The organism is Cytobacillus sp. SAFR-174, from assembly GCF_051964675.1.
In the GTDB taxonomy this organism is placed as follows: Bacteria; Bacillota; Bacilli; order Bacillales; family Cytobacillaceae; genus Cytobacillus.
Genome location: NZ_JBQCMZ010000014.1, coordinates 66,947 through 85,486 on the forward strand (window position 1 = coordinate 66,947; position 18,540 = coordinate 85,486).

Genomic DNA, 18,540 nt, shown 5'->3' on the forward strand with positions numbered 1-18,540 from the left:
TACAAACAATAAAACGTTTACTTCATTTTTGAAACAAATTAAAGTATCTACTTCAAAAAAGGCGGGATAACAATGAGAATCTTGATAGGTGGAATTGCACACGAGACCAACACATTTTCCAATGTGAAAACAACAGTTGAATCGTTTAAGCAATGGGAATGGATACACGGAGATACAATCATACAGAAACATCGAAAAGTAAGAAATTACTTAGGTGGTATGATTGATCGGGCTGAAGAAATTGGGGTGGAAATTATTCCGAGTTTTTCAGCTTTTGCCATGCCCTCAGGGTTAATAACGAAGGAAACCTACGAGAGGCTGATTTATGAATTAACGGATTCTATTAAAGCAGCGGGTGAATTTGAGGCTGTTTGTCTGGCACTTCATGGTGCTGGAGTTGCGGAGGATGCTGATGATCTTGAAGGTGGTATATTATCTGCTGTTAGAGAAATTATCGGATATAAAATCCCTGTTGTTGTCACACTGGATCTTCATGGCAATATAACTGACCAGATGGTTAAAGAAGCTGATGTCCTATTAGGTGTTAATTTCTACCCTCATGTCGATTGTTATGAAAGAGGAAAAGAAGCCATTGATATTACGAAGCAAATTCTTTTAGAAGAAATACATCCAAAGATGAGCCTCAAAAAACTGCCACTTATGATTCCCACTTCCACCACGAATTTACCTCCTGCGAAGCACATTAATGAATTATGCTGGACACGCGAAAAAAACGAAAAAATTATTGATTGTACATTCTTTCATGGATTTCCTTACACCAATATTCCTGAAGTCGGTGTAACGGTTGTAGCTATTACTAATAATGACCAGGAGCTGGCAGATCAAACAGCAGAAGAAATTGCAATAGAAATTTGGAATACTAGAGAGGACTTTTTTCCAGATATCGATACTCCTGAGGAAGGTATAAATAAAGCGTTGAGGATGGAAGGCAAGCCAATCATAATTAACGAAACCTCCGATAATCCTGGGGGCGGTACACCAGGTGATGGAACTCACTTGCTCTCAGCTATGTTAAAAGCAAAGCTTGAAAATGCTTGTTTCGGCTTTATATATGATCCAGAAGTAGTGGATATTGCACATGAAAGTGGAGTGGGGACGGTAATCGAAGTACTGCTCGGCGGAAAAACGGACGATATGCATGGGGAGCCTATACATGTTAAAGCATACGTAAAAACTCTCACTGATGGGCAGTTTATCCAATCTTCGCCGATGGGAAGAGGTGCAAGCATCAATTATGGCAAGTCTGCGAGAGTCATAGTTGATGGGATCGATATTATAATTTGTTCTAAAAGGTCACAGACACTGGATGAACAAATCTTTTTGCTGCATGGGATTGATATAAAATCCTATAAAATCGTGGCCTTAAAATCAAGCCAGCATTTCAGGGCAGGTTTTGAACCGCTTGCAAAGGAAATCATTTCAGTTGACTCTCCAGGATTAAGCAGCTTTAATCTAAAATCCTTTAATCATACAAGACTCAGAAAAAAAGTATATCCATTTTATAAGGAAATAACGCTGTTTCAAAAAGAAAAATTCATGTGAAAAATGGGGGAAAGAAAGTGAAAAAGAAAGTATTAAAAATGTTATCCATCACTTTGATAAGTTTCGCAGTCATTTTAACAGGCTGTAATCCAGCTTCCGAAAAAACCGCTGGATCTGACACAACGGGTTCTGCACCACGGGACACGCTGGTAATATCCTCTGTTCGTGAGCCTGACAGCATTGATGTTCATAAAACAACATGGGTTGATGATACCAATGCCCATATATATGACACTTTACTCAAAAGGGATTTAGATGGAAATTTGGTTCCTGGACTTGCTGAAAAGTATGAGGTTTCAGATGACGGGAAAGTTTGGACAATCGTATTAAATAAAACGGCCAAATTCCATTCCGGAGAACCGGTTACTGCTGAAGCAGTTAAGAAAACATTTGAAAGATTTCTGCAGCATTCTGCAGTTAAATTCATAGCAGGGCCACTGGACAAAATTGACGCTGTGGACGAACAAACATTAAAGATTTATTTCACTGAGCCTTTTGCCCCTTTTGCCAGTGGATTAACTACTGCCTATTTAGCACCGATGGATCCTAAAGCACTTGATGAGTATGGAGATGACTTTGGAGAACAGCCGGCTGCGGCGGGATTATTTAAATTTGGAGAACATAAACGAGGATCCTCCATTACTTACATGAAAAATGGCGATTATAGCTGGGGCCCTTCTTTTGTGGACAACAAGGGTGAACCGGCTTATGACAAATTTGAGTTCCGCTTTATTACTGATGATGATACTAGGGTGCTTGAATTTAAGAAAGGTACCACACAAATAATGACAAAGGTACCGCCAAACTATATTCAAGATCTTAAAGAAACAGAAGGTGTAGAGCTTAATAGCATGTACGAACAAGGCATAACATACTTAGGCTTCAATAATAAGAAACCAATATTCCAGGACAAACGTGTCAGACAAGCAATTGCACTTGGGATTGATAGGGAGCCAATTGTTGAGTTTGCTTTGGAAGGATATGCCAAGCCGCTCTTTGGTCCGCTTCCTCATACAATACCTGGTTATAGTGAAAAAGTTGAAGCAGAAGCAAAACAAAAATATAGCCAGAATATTGATAAGGCTAAGTCGCTGCTGGCAGAAGCCGGGTGGAAGGATACAGATGGAGATGGAATTGTAGATAAGGACGGAAAGCCTTTCTCCTTTGAATTATGGTTATCGGATGAACCTGTTATGCAAAGAGTTGTCCAAATTATTCAAGGCCAGTTAAAGGAAATCGGAATTGATGTAAAAATTTCAGTTCAAGAAGCAGCGTCCATTGCTGCAAATACACCAAAAGGCCTGCATGATGCCATCCTTAACATGTACGGATGGTCTGATCCAGATATCTTATACATGCTTATGACCAAAGGAAATTCAACCAGATTGCATTACGAATCTGACCAATTACAAGAGATGCTTACTAAAGGCCGACAAACGATGAATCCTGAAGAGCGCATGAAAATCTATGAAGAAGCACAGCAATTTATTGTGGAAGAATCTCCGTGGGTTCCACTATTTGTTCGTGAGAGTATAACGGCTTACCGTGATATTGATGGATTCAAACAAAATCCATATTCACAAAACATTATATTTAATGATATCACTCCGAAATAAAACCACAGAGAAAGTTAGGGATGTTCAGTCATCCCTAACAATCCTATTAATAAAAGGAGGGATCTGAAATATGTCTAAATATATTGTGAAACGTATCCTATCAATGATTGTTACTCTTATTGGGGTGTCTTTTTTAGTCTTTTTGATGATGCATCTTATCCCTGGTGATCCAGTAACCTATATTCTGGGGGATTTTGCCTCAGAAGAATCAATAGCTGAACTGAGAAGTACTCTAGGACTGGATCAGCCGCTATATATTCAATATTTCGATTATATAAGGAATGTGCTGCAAGGGGACCTGGGAACCTCGTATATAACAGGACTGACAGTAGGAGAAGAAATTTATGCCCGATTTCCCATAACATTTCAATTAGCGGTCTATAGTTTGATTATTGGATCTTTATTTGGAATCTTAATGGGGATTTTAGCTGCTGTTAAACAAAATACAATTTTTGACCAATTAGCCATGGTCATTTCTTTAATAGGAATCTCTGCACCAGGATTTTGGATTGCCCTATTCTTGATTTGGATTTTTTCCTATCAGCTTAACCTTTTTCCTATTTCAGGATACGAAGGCTTTCATTCATTAATTCTGCCTTCCATTACGCTGGGTTTAGGATCAGCCGGAAATATAGCCAGAATGACAAGGTCAAGTATGCTTGAAGTCATTAAACAGGATTTTATGAGAACAGCTCAAGCTAAAGGGCTTGCCCTGATAAATATGATTTTTCAGCATGCTCTCCAAAATGCCATGATACCGGTTATTACTTTAATTGGTCTGCAGTTTGGTTTTTTATTAGCAGGTGCCGTGGTCATTGAAACCGTATTTTCACTCCCGGGATTAGGCAGTTTTTCAATAGAAGCCATTTCGAAGAGGGATTTGCCAACCGTACAAGGGCTGGTTCTATTTATGGCATTTCTTTTTATCATAACTAACCTAATAGTGGATCTTGTTTATAGTATGGTGGATCCACGTATTAAATATTAGAAAGGGGTGCAGGCTTTTTGAATAGTACAGCACCTAAACTTACAAATTCCGAAACTAATTTAACTCCTCCTCAGAATAATAGAAAGGAAGAAGTAAAATCCAAATCGTACTGGTCTTTAGTTGGGAAAAGGATCATCACGAACAAGAGTGCAGTTATCGGCGCGTCCATTTTATTGTTTTTCGTTTCGGTATCTTTGCTTGCCCCGCTCATTGCCCCACACCCAGTAGATGTAATGAAATTCGAACAGCGGTTCCTGCCTCCAGGGGGAGAAAATTTATTAGGAACAGATGAATTCGGGAGAGATATCTTTTCAAGAATGTTATATGGAGGCCGGGTCTCCTTAATGATGGGGCTTGTTGCAGTACTAATTGCAGGAACAATCGGGGTTATTTTAGGCATCATTTCGGGCTATTACCGACGAATTGATATTTATATTATGCAAGTTATGGATATCTTATTGGCGTTTCCTTCCCTTCTTCTTGCTATTGCCATTATAGCAGTGCTTGGGGTCGGTTTAACTAATGCCATGATTGCGGTTGCAATCTCTGTTATTCCTTCCTATGTAAGGGTGGTCCGGGGAACTGTCTTGTCCATAAGGGAGAAAGAATATATTGAGGCAGTAAAGGCACTGGGAGTATCGGATTTTAAAATCATTGTAAAGCATGTTTTTCCTAATATATTATCACCAGTTATTGTTCTATCCAGTTTACAATTTGGGACTAGTATTCTTGTTGCAGCAGCCTTAAGCTTCTTAGGGCTCGGAGCTCAGCCGCCAACTCCAGAGTGGGGGGCTATGGCGTACGTAGGAAAAGGTTTTTTAGGGCAAGCGTGGTGGATGTCACTTTTCCCTGGTCTGGCCATTATGTTAGTCGTACTTGGATTTAATTTATTAGGTGACGGACTGCGTGATGCTCTGGATCCACGACAAAAATAACTGCTTGGGAGTGAATGGGATGGTGACAGAGTTTGCAGAAAAAGAAGCACTTTTAAAAGTGGACAGCCTTTCTATTAAGTTTAAAACAGGGAAAAAAGATTATGTGAATGCAGTTAGTAAGGTGAATTTTACAATTAATAAAGGTGAAACTCTTGCTTTGGTGGGCGAATCAGGGTGCGGTAAAAGTGTTACTTCCCTTTCCATCATGAGACTAATTTCGAATAGTGTTGGGAAAATTGATGGGAAAATCATATTTAAAGACACAGATTTGAATCAATTGTCAGAAAGAAAAATGCGTTCAATTCGCGGGAAAGATATTTCTATGATTTTCCAGGAGCCGATGACCTCCTTAAATCCTGTCCATAGAATTGGAAGACAGATTAGTGAAGTTCTAAAGCTTCATACAGATCTCACAGGGGAAGAACTACATCAGCAGACTGTTGATATGTTAAAAAAGGTAGGGATTCCACGTCCGGAAAAAATTGTAAACGAATTCCCCCACCAACTTTCTGGAGGGATGAGACAGCGGGTGATGATTGCAATGGCTATGGCTTGTAATCCTAGCCTATTAATTGCGGATGAGCCGACAACTGCATTAGATGTGACCATTCAGGCGCAAATTTTGGATTTAATGAATGACCTCAAAACTAATTATGATACAGCCATATTATTAATAACTCATGATTTAGGTGTAGTGGCAGAAATGGCCGATCGGGTTATGGTTATGTATTATGGACAAATCGTTGAAGAAGCTGATGTAAAAACGATATACAAAAATCCAAAACACCCTTATACAATTGGTCTATTAAACTCGATTCCCAGTCTGGAAGAGGATCATGATACCCTTCAGCCAATTGAAGGCAATGTACCTAATTTAGGAGAGGTAACGAAAGGGTGTCCGTTTTATTCCAGATGCACTCATGCTCATGCTAAATGTTCTATAGAAAACCCGCCTTTAATAAAAGCGAATAATGAGCAGGCAGTCAGATGTTGGCTATATATTAAAGAGGAGGCATTAGCATGAGTGAAATACTGCTTGAGGTACATGACCTAAAAACATATTTTCCTATAAGCAAGGGCTTTATTTCTAAAAAAAAGGACTATGTTAAAGCAGTTGATGGTGTAACATTCAACTTGTTTAAAGGAGAAACATTAGGAATTGTTGGGGAAAGCGGATGCGGCAAATCCACAACTGGAAGAAGCATCCTAAGATTAATTGAACCAACTAGCGGCAAAATTAAATTTGAAGGCAGAGATACACTAAGCTTGAAAAAGAATGAGATGAGAAAGCTGCGAAAACAAATGCAAATTGTTTTCCAAGATCCTTTCGCTTCTTTAAATCCCCGTCTCCGAATCTCTTCCATTTTAGAGGAAGCATTGTCAACACATAATATAGGAAAGAACAAGAAAGAACGAAGCGAAAAAGCGATAGAGATATTGGAAATGGTAGGGTTAAACGCTTATCATGCCGATCGCTATCCTCATGAATTTAGCGGTGGACAAAGACAAAGGATTGGAATTGCCCGCGCAATCGCTGTGAATCCGTCACTAATAATAGCTGATGAGCCAGTTTCTGCTTTGGATGTATCAGTACAAGCACAAATACTTAATCTGTTTCAGAGTCTTCAGAAACAGTTGGGCTTAACATATATTTTTATTGCCCATGATTTGAGTGTTGTTAAACACATAAGTGACAGAATAGGAGTAATGTATCTAGGGAGAATGGTAGAGTTTGCAGATAAGAACCAATTGTTTTCAGAACCGCTGCATCCTTATACTAAATCGCTTATGTCATCTGTTCCCGTTCCGAATCCTGAAGTTGAAAAGAAAGACCGGATTATCTTAACTGGTGATGTTCCAAATCCAGCAAGTCCTCCCCAGGGCTGTTCATTCCACCCGCGTTGTTTCGCATGTATGGAAACATGTAAATCAAAAAAACCTCGTAACATTGAGGTTAATCCAGGCCATTTTGTAGCATGTCACCTGTATGATCCTCAAATAATGGGTAAAGAAAACAATTTTTAATAAAAAGGAAGATACTGAATGGATATAAATCAGATTGCATTACAACGAATAAAATTACCATTAAAATCTCCGTTTGAAACTAGTTTCGGTAAAGTTACTGAAAAAGATATTATTATTGTTAAGGCATATAGCGGCGATAAAGTGGGTTTTGCTGAAAGTGTCGCTATGCCCTATCCAATATATAACGAAGAGACTACAGGTACTGTATGGCACATGCTTGAAAAATACCTAATCCCTCAACTGTTGGATAAAGGAATTCAAGAGCCAAAAGATGTGTCAGAGATGTTTTCATATATACGCAGAAATAATATGGCAAAAGCTGCTCTTGAAATGGCTGTATGGGATTTGTATAGCAAGCTAAAAGGACAGCCGCTTTCTGCTGTATTGGGAGGTAAGCGTTCAGAGATTGAAGTGGGTGTCAGCATTGGAATAGAAGACAGTATAGAGACTCTTTTAAACAGGGTGGAAGGTTTTTTAGAGAATGGATATAAAAAGATAAAGGTGAAAATTAAGCCAGGCTGGGACCTTGAACCAGTGGAGGCTATTCGCAAAAAATTCGGAGATCAAATTCCGCTGATGGCTGATGCTAATTCTGCTTATAGCCTAAATGATAAACAGCTATTAAAGGAGCTGGATCAGTTTAATTTAATGATGGTTGAGCAGCCATTAGCTCATGATGACATTATCGACCATGCCAAACTGCAGGCAGAAATGAAAACACCTATCTGTTTAGATGAAAGCATTCATTCTGCAGAAGACGCAAGAAAGGCAATCGAAATTAATGCATGTAAAATTATCAATATAAAGGTTGGGCGTGTCGGAGGACTAACGGAAGCAATTAAAATGCACGATCTCTGTGAGGAGAATAATATTCCTGTATGGTGCGGCGGTATGCTTGAAGCAGGAATAGGCAGGGCTCATAACATTGCTATTGCTTCATTAAGTAACTTTAGTATTCCAGGTGATACATCCGCTTCCAGCCGTTATTTCGATGAAGATATCATTTTACCGGAAGTGACTCTATCAAAACCAGGCATTATCACTGTTCCAGAACAACCTGGCATTGGTTTTGACATTAATCAGGAACTTATAGATAAACTTACAGTTAATGAACAGGTCTATAAACGGGACACTGTGACCTTTTATTAATAATTTAATATAGCGGCTATTGAAAATTATAGGTGGGGGAGGGGGTGATATACCAGTGGTTTTAACAGAACCAATTGTATATAAAAATATCGAAGGTTTAAAGGAAATACAAGACGTAGTTAGTTTTCAAGAAGAGATTTGGGGGAAAGACGCTGTCACACCCCTTCCGCAGCTTATTGCTGCTGCTCACCATGGCGGAATCTTAATCGGAGCTTTTAATAAAGGGGAGTTACTCGGCTTTTCATACGGTTTTTCGGGTTATAAAAATGGAGAGGCGTATTTGATTTCTCATATGACTGGCGTCTGCAGCAAGTATCAAAACTATGGCATTGGATTACAGCTAAAACTGAAGCAAAGGAATTGGGCCGTTGATTACGGCTATTCTAAAATTGTATGGACCTTTGATCCTTTAGAAGCTAGAAATGCATATTTTAACCTAAATAAGTTAGGGGCATATGCAAAAACCTACTATCCTTCTTATTACGGAGAAATGACTGATAAACTGAACATAGGTCTCCCTTCTGATCGTTTTTTAGCAGAGTGGGATATTTGTTCCAACAGGGTGAAGAACACATTGGCAGGTGTAATTCAAAATGATATATCAGTTATAAATTATCGTCACCTTCTTGCATGGCGCAATCTTAGAAATGTACCATATCCCCTTGATGAAGAACCAGTAAAGGGTGAAAAAGGATACCTGATACCTGTCCCAGTGAACTTCCAAAGTTTAAAACAAGAAAATGATGAGGCTGCGAAGGCTTGGAGATATAAGCTGAGAAATGCGGTACGTAATGCTTTATCTGAAGGTTATACAGTAACTGGAGTGCTGAAAAATAGTAACACCCATGTCCATTTTTATATTCTTGAAAATGAGAACCTTTCAACCCATTAAATAAGATAAGGGAGAGTTGAAATGAGTTTCCGAACTACAGTACCTGAAGATATTTATAAATTTGAATGGCCAAGTAATCCCACTATATCGCCTGATGGAAAACAGGTTGTATATGAAAGAACCGTCACATGTGTGAAAGAAAATATTTATGAAACACACCTGTATTTAAGCGATGTGCACGGTAAATCGAGAAAAATTTTGACGTCCTCCGGCACAAGTAATACCAATCCAGTCTGGTCACCAGATGGAAAAACAATTGCATTTATCTCAAACCGTGCTTATGGACGGCAGGTATGGCTACTATCTCTTGACGGCGGAGAGGCCCGGTGTCTGACGAGATTTCTGCGGGGAATCAGTTCGATTGTATGGTCGCCTGACGGCAGTACGATTTACGGGTTGGTTCCCGTAGCAGGAAATTCAAAACTTGAAACTTTTCATGACCAAAAAACGATGAGTGAAGCCGAAAGCGATATAGAGAAAGGAAACATGTCATGGGGAAATGGACCTAAACATTACACTAATCTTTATTATAAATCTGATGGGATTGGTTTCCACAAACCGCAAAAGCGTCAGCTTGTGGCAATTAATATAGAAACCTGTTCGTTTACACAGTTAACACGAGGAACAACTGACGTCCATGAGCCTGTTGTTTCCCCTGACTGTAAGTATATTGCTTTCAGCACAAGCAGTGAGGATGAAAACTTTCTTTTTGGAGGACAGATTTATCGTGTGCCGGCTTCCGGAGGGGAAGTGGAATTGCTCTATAGTAATAAGAAAGCAAGCTTGCCATCTTACTCACCAGATGGAAAATGGATAGCTTTTTTTGGAATCCATGCAGACCAAAAACAATTGTTTGTTATGCCTGCAGCTGGTGGGAAACCAAGGTGTCTAAGCAAACAATACCCTGATACACTCGCTGATATGACTTTTACAGATATGCGATACCTTAGATATTCATTGCGCCCTCAGTGGTCAAATAATAGCAGCTATGTATATGGTCTCGGAACACGGGAAGGACGGAATGAAATTGTAAGATTCTCGATTGATGAAAACGATGATCGAGCAGAAATCATTATAGGTGGGGACCGGACGATATTTCATTATTCCTACGACGGAGTTGAAACGATTACTATAGCCTATTCGACAGTTAATCACCCTGGAAAAGCAGCAGTAATTAGGATTGATGAAGCTAGTACAGTCGATTGTAAGTATCGGCAGCCAAAGGAAGCTTTTTCTCAAATCCGCATGCCACTCTTTCCTGAAACTGAGATTCGTCTGGATGACTGCAACGACGAGTTGTTATCCGAACTAAAAGTGGTAGAACCGGAGGTCTTTACGTATAGATCTGAAGACAATTGGCATATACAGGGATTTTTACTAAGGCCGGCTAATTTTGATCCTAAGAAGAAATATCCAGTTATACTTGACATTCATGGAGGGCCGCATTCTGCATATGGTTTCTCCTATTTCCACCAATTGCAGCTATTTGCTGCGCAGGGGTATGCCGTTATCTATACAAATCCACGAGGCAGCTCAGGATTTAGTGAAGAATTTACCAATGCAGTTCATGGGGATTATGGCGGCAAAGATATGAAGGACATCTTGAATGGTTTAGATTATGCCTTACAAAACTATCACTTTTTTGACGAGAATCGGGTAGCTGTTAATGGTATAAGCTACGGCGGATTTATGGTGAATTGGCTTATCACTCGTACAGATCGATTTTTTGCAGCCATATCTGAAGGATGTATTTCCAATTGGATTTCTATGTATGGTACAAGCGATATAGCTCCCTATTTCATTGAACAGGAGTTTCTGGGAAAAACAGACCTCGAAACACTTTGGAGGTTTTCGCCACTTGCTTATGCAGATCATGTACAGACACCGCTTTTGCTGCTGCATAATGAAAGTGATTTGCGATGTCCCATCGAGCAGGCCGAGCAGTTTTATTCCCATATTAAGCGTTATGGAGGTGAGGTTGAATTCGTTCGTATCCCCCATTCCAGCCATGGCCTCCTTCAATATGGAAAACCTGAATTAAGAATAGCTAGGCTAAATGCAATGCTCGATTTTGTCAATGCACATCTGCCTATTAAAAATCTTCAAACCTCAACTCAATAAATACTGAAAACGGACTGCAAGTCCTTTATAAAAACAATATAGGAGGAAAAGAAATGAAAAAAGCAGTAAATTTTAAAGCATTTGAAGAGACTGTGCAAAAGTTAACGGAAAAACACATGATTCCTGGTACCTCAGTAGCAATTGCCCAAGAAGGAGAAATCGTTTACCATAAAGGATTTGGGTTCCGTAATGTGGAGGATGCATTGCCTGTAACAGAAGATACTGTTTTCGGGATTGGGTCCATCACAAAATCATATTCTTGTGTGGCTATTATGCAGCTGCAGGAAGCAGGAAAATTAAATGTTCATGATCCGGTAATCAAATACCTGCCGGAATTCAACGTTAATAATGAAGAGGCACTAAAACAAATCACCATTCACCACTTCATGACACACTCATCTGGTTTACCTCCAATGTCCTCTCTAGTTTATGCAATGAAACGATCGATGGATATTGACCCATCTGCACAAAATTATCCAGGTTTAAAGATCGAGCAGGAAAATTACGAACCAATCGACACATATGAACAACTTATGCAGTTTATTGCAGACCAGGATTTTGAATTATTAGGGGACCCTGGTACACAGTTTAGTTATTCAAATGATGCATATGCTTTATTAGGAACCATCATCGAACGTGTTAGCGGGAAAAGCTACGAACAATATGTATATGATCATATCCTTTCTCCTTGTGGTATGAAATACAGCTGCTTCATGATCGAGGAATATGGTGACTATGAAAATATCACCACTTGTTATGCAGAGGACAGTAGTGAAGGAACGAAGCGTATTATTCCTGCTCCGATTTGGTGGGACGCTCCATCTATGCGAGCTGCAGGCTTTCTAAAATCGACTGCTGGGGACATGTTAAGGTACGCAGAAATTTTCCGTAATGCTGGTGTAGTAAACGGTAAGCGAATCTTATCTGAGGAAAGTGTAAAAGAAATGGTTAAACCTCATATTCAAACACAGCCAGGAAGGTTTTATGGCTATGGGTTAATGATTACCCCTGACTATTTTGGTACTACTCTGGTTGAACATGGTGGAGGGTTAAAGGCAATTTCTGCACAATTAAGTATTTTACCTGAAAAAGGAGTTTCAGGTGTGGTCCTGACAAATTTGGCAGGTGTTCCTGCTGCACGTGTTATGCAGCTTGCATTTAATGCCTATGCAGGAAGGGAAGTAGAGGCATCTCACATTTCCTTTGAAGAATACGAGATTGGTGAAGAGCGGCTGGAACAGTACCAAGGAGAATATGAGTCAAATGAAGGAATGAAAGTATCGATTGTAATAAAAGATGGAAAGCCGGTTCTTATTTCACAAAAAGCTGAGATACCTATCATGTTTGTAAAAGAAAATGCTTTTATTGCTTATGTTAACGACTCTACAGAAATAGCTGAAATTTTAGTAGATGATAACAATGAACCATGGGGTATTTCTTATCACTTTAGACAATTCCCTAAAGTTTCAACAAAACAAGTTGTTAAATAAATGAAACCGTATATACAAAAAATGGAGGGGTGTTTGCTATGAGTTTACAGGATCGTCTAGAAGAAGTTTTACGGGATGCCAGTGGTACTTTTGGTGTATATGTTAAACATTTGGAAACCGGAGAGACTGCTGCAATCAATGAGAACCGTTTTTTCCAGGCTGCCAGTGTCTTTAAGATTCCCATTTTGGCCGCTTTATACCGTGATGTTCATTTAGGGAAGGTCAATTTGCAAGAGCGTATCCGGCTTGAAGAAGCAGACTTAGTAAATGGATCCGGTATATTTAAAGAGTTAATTCCAGGAATCGATGTTACCATAAAAAATTTAGCAACAATGATGATCATTGTAAGTGATAATGTTGGAACAGATAAGATATTGCGTATTGTAGGTAAAGAAAATGTAAATCAATATATGAAAGAAGTCGGGCTAAATAATACTTACATTCGTTTTAGCTGCTGGGAACTTCTTTGTTCATGTGTTGGACTTCCGCCACAAGGATTTTCACTTGAACTTTATCATGAAATAAACTGTCGATTTAAAAATGGTGAAATTGATTATAATTCGATTGTGTTCCAAGAAAGTATAGATAATAATGTAACTACTGCATTTGATATGGCGTTGTTATTAGAAAAGATTGCAAATAAACAATTAATTTCGGAAAAAGCTTGTAATGATATGTTTGAAATTCTTGAAAAGCAGCAATTCCGTAATAGGATACCTTACTTATTACCTGCGACTACAGTTGTCGCTCATAAAACAGGCACCGTTGCAAGTGTTGTAAATGACGCAGGAATCGTGGAGCTGCCAGATAACAAAGGAAGGTTTATCATTTCCGCATTTTCAATTGGCAACAAATCAGAAGCTGAAGGTGCAAGAAAAATTGCTGAATTGTCCAGAGCAGCTTATGGTTATTTTCGTACCGAAGTAACCGTGTAAATGCTTTACTCTTAGAAAAGATGTAAGATTATAAAATTTCTTTATTTTGATAATAAAACCATATATGATAAGAAGGTACCTTTATATTTTTTAATATATTGTCTGAGGGCGTTACAGCGTGTAACGTTCTTTTTTCACAAAGGTGACTAAGGCAATTCAGATGTAACTTACCAAGATTAACTCATCAGGAAGGGTTCACTTTATGGATAATTATAATGAGAGAATAAGAAAACTATTTAATAAACTAACAAAAAGACAGAAATTAGTAGCAAAATATATCGTTGACTTCCCTAAGGAAGTTGCATTTCAAACAGCAAAAGAGGTAGGTATCGCTAGTCAAACAAGCGATACAACCGTAATTAGATTATCATATGCACTTGGATATTCAGGATATAGCGAACTGCAAAAAGAAATTCAATCTTCCCTAATAGAAGATTCATTACATAAGACAGATCCTATAGAAGATTTTCGATCTACATCCAAGTCTCTAAAAGATATTAACTTAATTCAACACGTTATTGAGCAGGATAGCGCTTATGTTCGATCAACTTTAGAGCAATTAGATTACAACCAGTATAAAAAAGCTGTGGATTTATTGATAAACTCAGAAATGCGGATAGTTATCGGCTTCCGTTCATCATATGGTCCTGCAAATTGGCTGACATTCAGCCTGAATATTGTAGTTGGAAATACACTTTTATATCGGGGAGAAATAGAGGATGCTAATTATTTCTTATCATTAATCGATGAGAGAACATTAGTGGTTGCCATCTCTTTTCCTCGATATACTAAAGAAACCAATTCGTTTGTTAAAGCAGCAAAGAAAAAAGGAGCAAAGGTACTTGCAATAACAGATGATGAGCTGTCCCCTTTAGGACTGCTTTCCGATATTTTGTTCAAGGTTGTTGCACCTTCTCCGATTCCTTTAAAAGGGATTACCCCCACCTTTGCTTTACTTAATTTACTTGTTACAAGTATAGCCGCTTCACAGGAAACTAAAGTCCAAAAGCGGTTGGAAGAATACGATCAGACAAGTGATGAATTTTCTCCATTTACAAAAATGTAATTGAGAGGGTAATTATATATTTGATGTATTGATGGAACTGGGAACCCATGGACCTCATTAGATATAGGTATAAAAAATGGTAAAATTGAAGAAATAGGCCCTCTTATAGAATCTGATGGAGTAACGTAATTGACGCTGAGGGGCTTCTAGTTGCCCAGGGATTATGGACGTAATTTATGGGATGCAGCACCCATTTCTACTTACAGTATCTTCGGAGGAAAGCCGCTCCTCGTCTCTATGGGGCTTATCCATGAGTTTTAGGAAGGTTTGTTCGTTGAAAAAGGCTTTATAACTTTAGAAGAAGCAATACTCAAATTGACGGGAGCTCTTGCACAATTATTACGATTAATGGATAGGGGGTTAATCCAAGAGGGATATTGGGCAGACATAGTTATCTTCGATCCAAATACGATTGAGAAAAGGCTACATACCAAAACCCTCCAGACTGCCCGTTGGAGTTCGTCACGTTCTAGTGAACGGAGAAATAACGGTAAAAGATAACCATTTTTTGAAGCGCACCTGTGGAATGGTTATTCGCCGAAACAAATCCTTTTTACTATAAATTGAAGTTTAATCTTGTTTCTTGAGGCTGACTCATTAAATTTGAGTTCAGCTCTTTTTTATTTTTATCTGTAAAAAAAGTGAGCTTAGAATACTCTAAGCTCAAAATATAGGGGGTCAACTGTTTGAATAGTTCGACCAATATTATTATAACGGATTCAAAATATAATTTAAATACAGAAATGCATAAATATTTAATTATTTTTTATAATTATACACACCCTTCATAGGTACGTTACTTTTTGGAATAAGTCTTTGAAAATATCTTTAACCGCACACTTTCCTCGTTTAGAATCTCATAACTCATGAGTAAAAGTCTGCCTAACCAATTCCTCTATATTCCATACGTATACTTGCTGCATGGTTTGTACATGTTAATGGAAAAACTAAGGAGGAATTTTAGTAGTTGGAATGGATTTACTTTCTATACCTGTTAAATACGGTCTTTATCTTATTCATAGCCATTTGGGAAGTTCGGCGGCCTTCCAAAGCTTTGAATTGGATAGTAATCGCCCTTGTTTTGCCTGTCATTGGTTTCTTATTATATCTTAGCATATCAAATCCCAATCTTATTCATCGTAAAAGATTGACCTTTTCTGATAATAAGTCTGATAAGTTGCCTGAGACATATAGTGATTCTGCATCGATCATCGCCAATGCTTTAAGGTATTTTTCTGTAGGCGGGCTTCGAATCGGCAAAGTCCAAGTACTAAACAATGGAATCGCAAAATATGATCAGCTTATCGAATCCCTTCAAAAAGCCCAAAAAACCATTGATCTGGAATATTTCATCTATCGTAACGACCAAATTGGTAATCGTATTACAGAACTGCTGATAGAAAAAGCAGTAAATGGAGTGCGGGTTCGTTTTATTAGAGATGCTTGGGGGAGTAAAAAATTTCCGCGACAAAAAATTCTTCAGATGGTGGAAGCAGGGATCGAATGCCGGACAATTTTCCCTTTGAAATTTCCCTGGGTTTTGTCCAATTGGAATTATCGGGATCATTGTAAGATTGTCACTATTGACAGTAAGGAATCCTTTGCTGGCGGTATGAACATTGGGTATGAATATACAGGATTAAGGCCGGACGTTGGATTCTGGAGGGACACTCATTTGCAAATTAAAGGCGAAGCAGCTGGAGACTTGCAGGCTATCTTCGACGTTCATTGGAATATCGCTGTACCAGAACGGATAAAGTCAAAAGCGAAATCTGATGCAACGAAAAAGAGTACCAAAACCCAAAAATATAAATCAAAGGAAATCAATCCAGCCAGCAGCATAGATCTTTCAAGATGGTCTGCCGAATTAGGATCTGAGTTATGGCCTATAGAAGGTAAAACAGACAATACCCAATCAAAGACAGGAGAATTGCATATGGTATACATCCATACGCTGGAAGGAAACCCTGGAATTCCCACACCATTTATTCGCCAAGCTTTCTTTATATTGATAACACAAGCGAGCAAAACCATTGATATATCAACGCCTTACTTTATACCAGAAACAGATATTATTATGGCATTAAAGACAGCTGTGGCTCGTGGTGTACGCGTAAGATTACTGGTTCCCCGCCATATTGATAAAAAAATCGTGGGTTTTGCAAGTCAAACCTATTACGGAGAGCTTATAGAAGCTGGGGTCCAAATCTATCAGTACGATAAAGGAATGTTACATGCAAAACTGATGATCATTGATGGAGAAATTGCAGAAGTAGGCGCAGCAAACTATGATATGAGAAGCTTTCGCCTGAATTATGAAGTGTGTCAAGTCGTGTACAGTGCTGATGTGGCAAGGGAACTTACAGAGCAGTTCGAGAGGGATCTTTCTGATTCTATACCATTAAGAATTGAAGACTTAATGCAGCGATCCCTGACCATGCGGTTTGTTGAACAGGGTGCCCGCCTGCTTTCTCCATTATTATAAGTTGATGTATCCTGTTTTTTGTTCTTTGAAAAATCGAAAACCCATGTTTAAGAACTCTGAACACGGGTTTCGATGGTTCATTTACTAAAAACGGTAATACAAAACAGGTAGTTCAAAGAGTTTGAATTGCTTTTTAAATAAATATAAATGACAAATGTATATCATAAGGAAATACGTTTATTAGAACTGCATACCTGCCTTTAGATCCTCGGACCTTTCCGTATGATATTCAGCGGTATCGGCAGCCAGTTCTCTAGCCTCTTTATCGAAACCTCAAGATACAGCTAAGTAAAATGTAAACTGGAGGAAAAACTTTGGAAGAAGTTCAAATTGGTTTACTGACGATTAAAGTCATCGTTGGTTTTGCAACTTTATTTTTTATCATTATAATAACAGGCAGAACATCCATAAATCAGTTAACCCCGTTTCACTTAGTTTTTGTGTTAGTACTTGGAGATTTATTAGGAAATACCATTTATCAAGATCAGGTAGGGGTCTTTCATTTTTTATATGCAATCGGATTGTGGACGTTTCTTATGCTGGGAATAGAGTTTATGACTCTAAAAAATAAATCGGCACGTTCTCTCTTATTAGGCAATCCTAACATCATCATTCGAGATGGTGTTATGGACAGAAAGTTACTTAAAAAGAACAAACTGGATGTAAATCAAGTATTGAGTATACTTCGTCAAAATCATGTCTTTTCAATTCGCGAAGTCAAATACGGTATATTGGAAGCTAATGGACAAATAAGTTTATTATTAAAATCCAAGTATCAAAAACCAGAAAAACAAGATTTCAATCTCCCGGAAAGTCCAGCAGACCTCCCAACATCGTTAATTATAGATGGGGAAATTCTATGGGATAATTTACATGAACTCGGGTTTGATCAACAGTGGTTAGATAACCAATTAACTGCCAATGGATATGATAGTGTAAAGCGTATCCTATACGCAGATTGGCGAGAGAGTGACGGCATACACATAAGTCCTAAATAAATTTTGTTAGGATAAAGCAGGGATTTAAATTGAAAAAAGAAATGGCCAGCTAAGACCAAGACAAGGGAGAGAATTTATATTCTCTCCCTTTCAAGAGTAATAGGAAGAATGAATGGCATTGGTTTACAAAAATCGCTATGACATAGTATCTCATCAAGAATGCATAAGGGTGAAAAGTGGATCTCTTACAAAACGTATCGATTTTGTGTAGGAAAGTACCCCTAATAAAGGATTGACATAAATTCTCGCTTGGTTAGCCAAAGCAGGTTTTATCCGG

At 38.4% G+C, this 18,540-nt stretch carries 15 protein-coding genes; all 15 read left to right on the top strand.

Going from position 1 to position 18,540, the window contains the following annotated elements; translation table 11 throughout:
• Positions 1-72 precede the first annotated feature (72 nt).
• The gene (locus ACTHRG_RS15100; protein WP_076258479.1) at positions 73-1,563 is read left to right on the top strand and encodes a M81 family metallopeptidase; all 1,491 of its coding nucleotides are present in this window, start codon (positions 73-75) and stop codon (positions 1,561-1,563) included.
• A gap of 17 nt (positions 1,564-1,580) precedes the next feature.
• Positions 1,581-3,179, top strand: coding sequence for an ABC transporter substrate-binding protein (locus ACTHRG_RS15105; protein WP_083675346.1), 1,599 nt, complete (start codon positions 1,581-1,583; stop codon positions 3,177-3,179).
• 70 nt (positions 3,180-3,249) lie between these two features.
• Positions 3,250-4,167, top strand: coding sequence for an ABC transporter permease (locus ACTHRG_RS15110; protein WP_163140572.1), 918 nt, complete (start codon positions 3,250-3,252; stop codon positions 4,165-4,167).
• 17 nt (positions 4,168-4,184) lie between these two features.
• Positions 4,185-5,102 carry an ABC transporter permease gene (locus ACTHRG_RS15115; RefSeq protein WP_019382225.1) on the top strand — a complete coding sequence of 306 codons (918 nt, stop codon included), beginning with the start codon at positions 4,185-4,187 and terminating at the stop codon, positions 5,100-5,102.
• 19 nt (positions 5,103-5,121) lie between these two features.
• Complete coding sequence (locus ACTHRG_RS15120; protein ID WP_019382224.1) at positions 5,122-6,126, top strand: ABC transporter ATP-binding protein; 1,005 nt, start codon at positions 5,122-5,124, stop codon at positions 6,124-6,126.
• Positions 6,123-7,127 (top strand): ABC transporter ATP-binding protein, encoded by a 1,005-nt coding sequence (locus tag ACTHRG_RS15125; RefSeq protein ID WP_019382223.1) that lies wholly within the window; start codon positions 6,123-6,125, stop codon positions 7,125-7,127. The genes ACTHRG_RS15120 and ACTHRG_RS15125 overlap by 4 nt, the downstream gene beginning before the upstream one ends.
• A gap of 18 nt (positions 7,128-7,145) precedes the next feature.
• Positions 7,146-8,276, top strand: coding sequence for an o-succinylbenzoate synthase (gene menC / locus ACTHRG_RS15130; protein ID WP_019382222.1), 1,131 nt, complete (start codon positions 7,146-7,148; stop codon positions 8,274-8,276).
• A gap of 55 nt (positions 8,277-8,331) precedes the next feature.
• Complete coding sequence (locus tag ACTHRG_RS15135; RefSeq protein WP_076258487.1) at positions 8,332-9,168, top strand: hypothetical protein; 837 nt, start codon at positions 8,332-8,334, stop codon at positions 9,166-9,168.
• A gap of 21 nt (positions 9,169-9,189) precedes the next feature.
• Positions 9,190-11,289, top strand: a complete 2,100-nt coding sequence (locus ACTHRG_RS15140) for a S9 family peptidase (protein ID WP_440231532.1) — start codon at positions 9,190-9,192, stop codon at positions 11,287-11,289.
• A 53-nt stretch (positions 11,290-11,342) separates the two neighbouring features.
• The gene (locus ACTHRG_RS15145) at positions 11,343-12,779 is read left to right on the top strand and encodes a serine hydrolase domain-containing protein (protein WP_440231533.1); all 1,437 of its coding nucleotides are present in this window, start codon (positions 11,343-11,345) and stop codon (positions 12,777-12,779) included.
• Between the two features lie 38 nt (positions 12,780-12,817).
• The gene (locus tag ACTHRG_RS15150; RefSeq protein WP_440231534.1) at positions 12,818-13,714 is read left to right on the top strand and encodes a serine hydrolase; all 897 of its coding nucleotides are present in this window, start codon (positions 12,818-12,820) and stop codon (positions 13,712-13,714) included.
• A gap of 202 nt (positions 13,715-13,916) precedes the next feature.
• Positions 13,917-14,780, top strand: a complete 864-nt coding sequence (locus ACTHRG_RS15155) for a MurR/RpiR family transcriptional regulator (RefSeq protein WP_335689905.1) — start codon at positions 13,917-13,919, stop codon at positions 14,778-14,780.
• A gap of 348 nt (positions 14,781-15,128) precedes the next feature.
• Positions 15,129-15,281, top strand: coding sequence for a hypothetical protein (locus ACTHRG_RS15160; protein ID WP_440231563.1), 153 nt, complete (start codon positions 15,129-15,131; stop codon positions 15,279-15,281).
• Between the two features lie 466 nt (positions 15,282-15,747).
• Positions 15,748-17,265: a phospholipase D-like domain-containing protein gene (locus ACTHRG_RS15165; RefSeq protein ID WP_440231535.1), complete on the top strand. Its 1,518-nt coding sequence runs from the start codon at positions 15,748-15,750 to the stop codon at positions 17,263-17,265.
• A 314-nt stretch (positions 17,266-17,579) separates the two neighbouring features.
• Positions 17,580-18,263 carry a DUF421 domain-containing protein gene (locus tag ACTHRG_RS15170; protein ID WP_115596750.1) on the top strand — a complete coding sequence of 228 codons (684 nt, stop codon included), beginning with the start codon at positions 17,580-17,582 and terminating at the stop codon, positions 18,261-18,263.
• Positions 18,264-18,540: the final 277 nt, after the last annotated feature.

Bases quoted from the DNA above. Each gene is read 5' to 3' on its own strand.
- ACTHRG_RS15100 (WP_076258479.1), top strand. From the start codon at position 73: ATGAGAATCTTGATAGGTGGAATTGCACACGAGACCAACACATTTTCC.
- ACTHRG_RS15110 (WP_163140572.1), top strand. From the start codon at position 3,250: ATGTCTAAATATATTGTGAAACGTATCCTATCAATGATTGTTACTCTT.
- ACTHRG_RS15120 (WP_019382224.1), top strand. From the start codon at position 5,122: ATGGTGACAGAGTTTGCAGAAAAAGAAGCACTTTTAAAAGTGGACAGC.
- ACTHRG_RS15125 (WP_019382223.1), top strand. From the start codon at position 6,123: ATGAGTGAAATACTGCTTGAGGTACATGACCTAAAAACATATTTTCCT.
- menC (WP_019382222.1), top strand. From the start codon at position 7,146: ATGGATATAAATCAGATTGCATTACAACGAATAAAATTACCATTAAAA.
- ACTHRG_RS15140 (WP_440231532.1), top strand. From the start codon at position 9,190: ATGAGTTTCCGAACTACAGTACCTGAAGATATTTATAAATTTGAATGG.
- ACTHRG_RS15145 (WP_440231533.1), top strand. From the start codon at position 11,343: ATGAAAAAAGCAGTAAATTTTAAAGCATTTGAAGAGACTGTGCAAAAG.
- ACTHRG_RS15150 (WP_440231534.1), top strand. From the start codon at position 12,818: ATGAGTTTACAGGATCGTCTAGAAGAAGTTTTACGGGATGCCAGTGGT.
- ACTHRG_RS15155 (WP_335689905.1), top strand. From the start codon at position 13,917: ATGGATAATTATAATGAGAGAATAAGAAAACTATTTAATAAACTAACA.
- ACTHRG_RS15160 (WP_440231563.1), top strand. From the start codon at position 15,129: ATGGATAGGGGGTTAATCCAAGAGGGATATTGGGCAGACATAGTTATC.